At 64.9% G+C, this 3,648-nt stretch carries 3 protein-coding genes and 1 pseudogene; all 4 read right to left on the bottom strand.

What is annotated here, in order from left to right; all coding sequences use genetic code 11:
• A pseudogene (locus EOA28_RS28695) lies at positions 1-180 on the bottom strand (ABC transporter permease); the annotation flags it as partial.
• 23 nt (positions 181-203) lie between these two features.
• Entirely contained in the window at positions 204-1,316 is a 1,113-nt protein-coding gene (locus EOA28_RS28690) for an ABC transporter substrate-binding protein (RefSeq protein WP_126078147.1), read from the bottom strand.
• 74 nt (positions 1,317-1,390) lie between these two features.
• Positions 1,391-2,485 carry an ABC transporter ATP-binding protein gene (locus EOA28_RS28685; RefSeq protein WP_126078146.1) on the bottom strand — a complete coding sequence of 365 codons (1,095 nt, stop codon included), beginning with the start codon at positions 2,483-2,485 and terminating at the stop codon, positions 1,391-1,393.
• Between the two features lie 364 nt (positions 2,486-2,849).
• Positions 2,850-3,648 (bottom strand): LysR substrate-binding domain-containing protein (locus tag EOA28_RS28680; RefSeq protein WP_128315529.1); only part of this gene is annotated, 799 nt, incomplete at its 5' end.

The following is a 3,648-nucleotide window of genomic DNA, read 5'->3' as shown; positions in this document are numbered from 1 at the left end:
TACCGACTGCACCAGGTCGTCGGTGAGCAAAGCATGGTACTGGCCGAGCCCGGGCGTGGGAAGCGTAAAACTCCACTTCACCACGCCGAGGAACGGCCAGGCATAGGCAAGGACCAGGAACAGAAGCAGCGGCGCCATCAGCAGCGCCGCGCCCATCCTGTCGGAGAGGGTGCCTCTCATCAGTGAGAAAGTCTCCGCCCTGATCAGGCGGAGATGATCTTGGTGTATTCGTCGAGCGCGGCGCCGTAATTCTTGGCGTACCACTCCATGTCGAGCGCGATCTGCTTCTTCATGTTGTCCGGATCGACGGGATTGATGCGCTTTTTGTCGGCGGGGATCAGCGCGTCGGCCGCCGGATTGGCCGGACCCTGGCCGAGCTTGTCGAACATCACCAGCTCCTTCTGCGGATCCTGCGTGCTGGCGATGAACTTCATCGCCGCGTCCTTGCCGCCGGGGTTGTTCTTGAGCACCGCCAGCGCGCCGGGCGAGATCAGGCCCTGGTCCCAGATGAACTTGATCTGGCCGCCGGAGTCCTGCTCGATCAGCGAGGCGCGCGTCGACCAGACGATCGCCATCGAGGCCTCGCCGTTGAGCAGCACGCTCTGACTTTCGGCGCCGCCGCCCCAATAGGAGACGACGTTTTCCTTGAAGGCGGCGATCTTGTCATGCGCGCGCTTCAGATCGAGCGGATAGAGCGAGGCAGGCGCGACGCCGTCGGCCAGAAGTGCGGCTTCCCAGCTCGACACGCCCCATTTGTAGAGCGAGCGCTTGCCTGGGAATTTCTTGACGTCGAAGAAGTCGGCCATGCCGGTCGGCGCGTTGGAGCCGAACTTCTGCGAGTCGTAAGCGATCACATAGGAGAAGAAGTAGGTGGAGGCTGCATACTCCCAGCCGAAGCCCGGCCGCATCTTGCTCTTGTCGACGATCTTGTAGTCGATCGGCTCGAGCATGCCTTGGCCGCCCAGCGTGATCGCCGAGAACGGGTCGACGTCGACCAGGTCCCAGGTCGGCGCGCCGCTCTTGAACTGCGCGGCGATGGCGCCTTCCGTCGGGCCCGAGCCGTCCATCTTGACCGGGATGCCGGTGTCTTTGGTGAAGGCCTGGCCGTAAGCGGCGTCGTAAGCCGTGATGGCGTCGCCGCCCCAGTTCACCAGCACCAGCCCTTTGGTCTCGGCGAAGGCGCCGGTCGAGCGCAACAACAGCGGCGTGCCGGCGAGCGCCAAGCCCGCTAGTTGCGCAAACTGGCGGCGTGAGATCTCGCCGCGCTTGGTCCGCTCGGCGAGGGATTCGATCGTCTGTTTCTTTGTATCGCTCATGTCAGTTCCCCTTGTTTGTCGTTGATTTGAACCGGAAGCCGCCGCGGTGATGTGTCTGGCCGCGACGGCGGTGCTTACTGTCCTCCATCCGGAAGGAGGAAACCCTTCTCCGCTGGCCATGTAAGCCAGACCGAATTGCCTTTGCTGAGCGCCGCCGCAGCCACTTCGTTCGGCACCGAAACGGTGACCCTGGCGCCCTGGCGCGTGGTGAGGTCGAGCTTGGTCGCCGCGCCCAGATAGGTCGAGGCGACGGCCGTCGCGGCAATGCCGTTCTGGTTGACCGACGCTTCCGGCGCGATCGACATGTCCTCGGGGCGGATGGCGAGGATGGCGTCGCCTTTGATCGCCTCCGCCTTGCAGCGCATGTTGACCGCGCGGTCCTCGCAGAGCCCCGTGGCGCCATTGTCGGCGGGGCGCACGCCCTTCACCGGCAGCATGTTGATCTCGCCCAGGAACTCGGCGACGAAGCGGTTCGCCGGCCGGTCGTAGACCTCATCCGGCCGGCCCACCTGCAAGAGCTTGCCGTGGTTGAAGATGGCGACGCGCGAGGACAGCGCCAGCGCTTCGCTCTGGTCGTGGGTGACGAAGACGAAGGTTGTGCCGGTCTCTTGGTGCAGCCGCTTCATCTCGGCCTGCATCTGGCCGCGCAGGCTCTTGTCCAGCGCCGAGAACGGCTCGTCGAGCAGCAGCACGCCCGGCTCGAACACCAGCGCACGGGCCAGCGCCACGCGCTGCTGCTGGCCGCCGGAAAGCTGTGCCGGCAGTTTCTTCTCGTGCCCCTTGAGGCCGACGCGCTCGACCATCTCGCCGACACGGCTCTTGATTTCCGAGGCGGATTTCTTGCGCACTCTGAGCGGGAAGGCGATGTTCTGCTCCACGCTCATATGCGGGAACAACGCATAGCCCTGGAACACCATCCCGGCGGCGCGCTGCTCCGCCGGGCGGTTGGTGATGTCGACACCGTCGCTGAAAAGCCTGCCCTCGCTCGGCTGCACGAAGCCAGCTAGGATCATCAGGAAAGTGGTCTTGCCGGAGCCGGAAGGGCCAAGCAGCGTCAGGAACTCGCCGCGGCCGATATCGAGCGACAGGTTATCGAGCGCCCGGAACGAGCCGAAGCTCTTGCCGATCCCGTTCGCTTTGATTTCTGCGGCCCGGCCGGGTTGCTGCATCCTGGCTCTTTCCTCAGTTCCCAATGAAATCGTAGGCATGGCTGCGGCTCACCGCAACCGAATAGTTTTCGCCTGATCGGCAAATTTGATTCACGGGTGACCCGTATTGGCAGGTGGCAACAGCGTGTGCAGACGCGGGCGTTCGGCGCTCACTAACGTTCGCGATTGGCGAAAGCCTTCATGCCCTTTTCCAGGGCGGAGCAAGGAGCGAAGCGACGCGCGCAGACCCTGGAATCCACACCGTTACACACGAGCGTTGCAACGGTCCAGAATTCTCGCCCGCCGCACACTTCGGCCAACGTCACGGCATGGATCCTCGGGTCAAGCCCGAGGATGACGACCGGAGAGGGCGGCAGCACTCAATCTAAACCCTGCTCTCCGACAGCTTCGCCCTCAGCCAGTCGCCGAAGGCGTTGAGCACCGGGTGCCCCGCCTTGGCGTGCTCGAAGACGAGGAAATAGGAGCGCGGCGAGGGGACGGTCGCCTCGAAAGGCTTGACCAGCCGGCCTTCGCTCAGCGCCTGGCGGCCGGTCAGCTCGTCGCCCAGCGCAATGCCCTGGCCGGCGATCGCCGCCGAGAAGACGAGGTTCATGTCGGAAAAGAAGATGCCGCCTTCGGTATCGGGATTTTCCACCTTGGACAGCGCCAGCCAGCGCGCCCAGTCCTCGGTGTCGCTGAGATGGAGCAGGCTGGCGCGCAGCACGTCGGCGGGTTTGGAAAAGCCGCCGACCTTGTTGAGCAGCCTTGGACTGCAGAGCGGCGTGAAGGAGACTTCGCAGAGCAGTTCCACGGCCCGGTTCGGCCAGTTGCCGACCCCGAAGGCGATGAAGGCGTCGGCGTCCGGATTTGAGACGTCGTCGAGCCGCCGCGGCGTGAGCACCGACAGCGCCACATCCGGATACATTTGCTGGAACTCGCCGATATGCGTGCACAGGAACATCGAGGCGAAGCCCGGCGGGCAGGAGATGGCGAAGGAGCCGCCGACGCCGGCACCGTTGTTGTGCGTCCCCGCGTCGCCGAGCACGGTCAGCGCCTTCCTGACGTCGGCCGCGTAGCGCTGGCCGCGCGGCGTCAGCGCCACGCCCTTGCCGATGCGCTGCAGGAGATCGAAGCCGAGGTCGCGCTCAAGCAGCCGTAGCTGATGCGAGACGGCGCTGCGGGTG

Origin of the sequence: Mesorhizobium sp. M2A.F.Ca.ET.067.02.1.1 (genome assembly GCF_004023285.1) — a bacterium.
Lineage (GTDB): Bacteria > Pseudomonadota > Alphaproteobacteria > Rhizobiales > Rhizobiaceae > Mesorhizobium.
The sequence above is the reverse complement of the archived record's forward strand: the minus strand, read 5'-3'. Positions and strand labels throughout refer to the sequence as shown.

Bases quoted from the DNA above. Each gene is read 5' to 3' on its own strand.
- EOA28_RS28690 (WP_126078147.1), bottom strand. From the start codon at position 1,316: ATGAGCGATACAAAGAAACAGACGATCGAATCCCTCGCCGAGCGGACC.
- EOA28_RS28685 (WP_126078146.1), bottom strand. From the start codon at position 2,485: ATGCAGCAACCCGGCCGGGCCGCAGAAATCAAAGCGAACGGGATCGGC.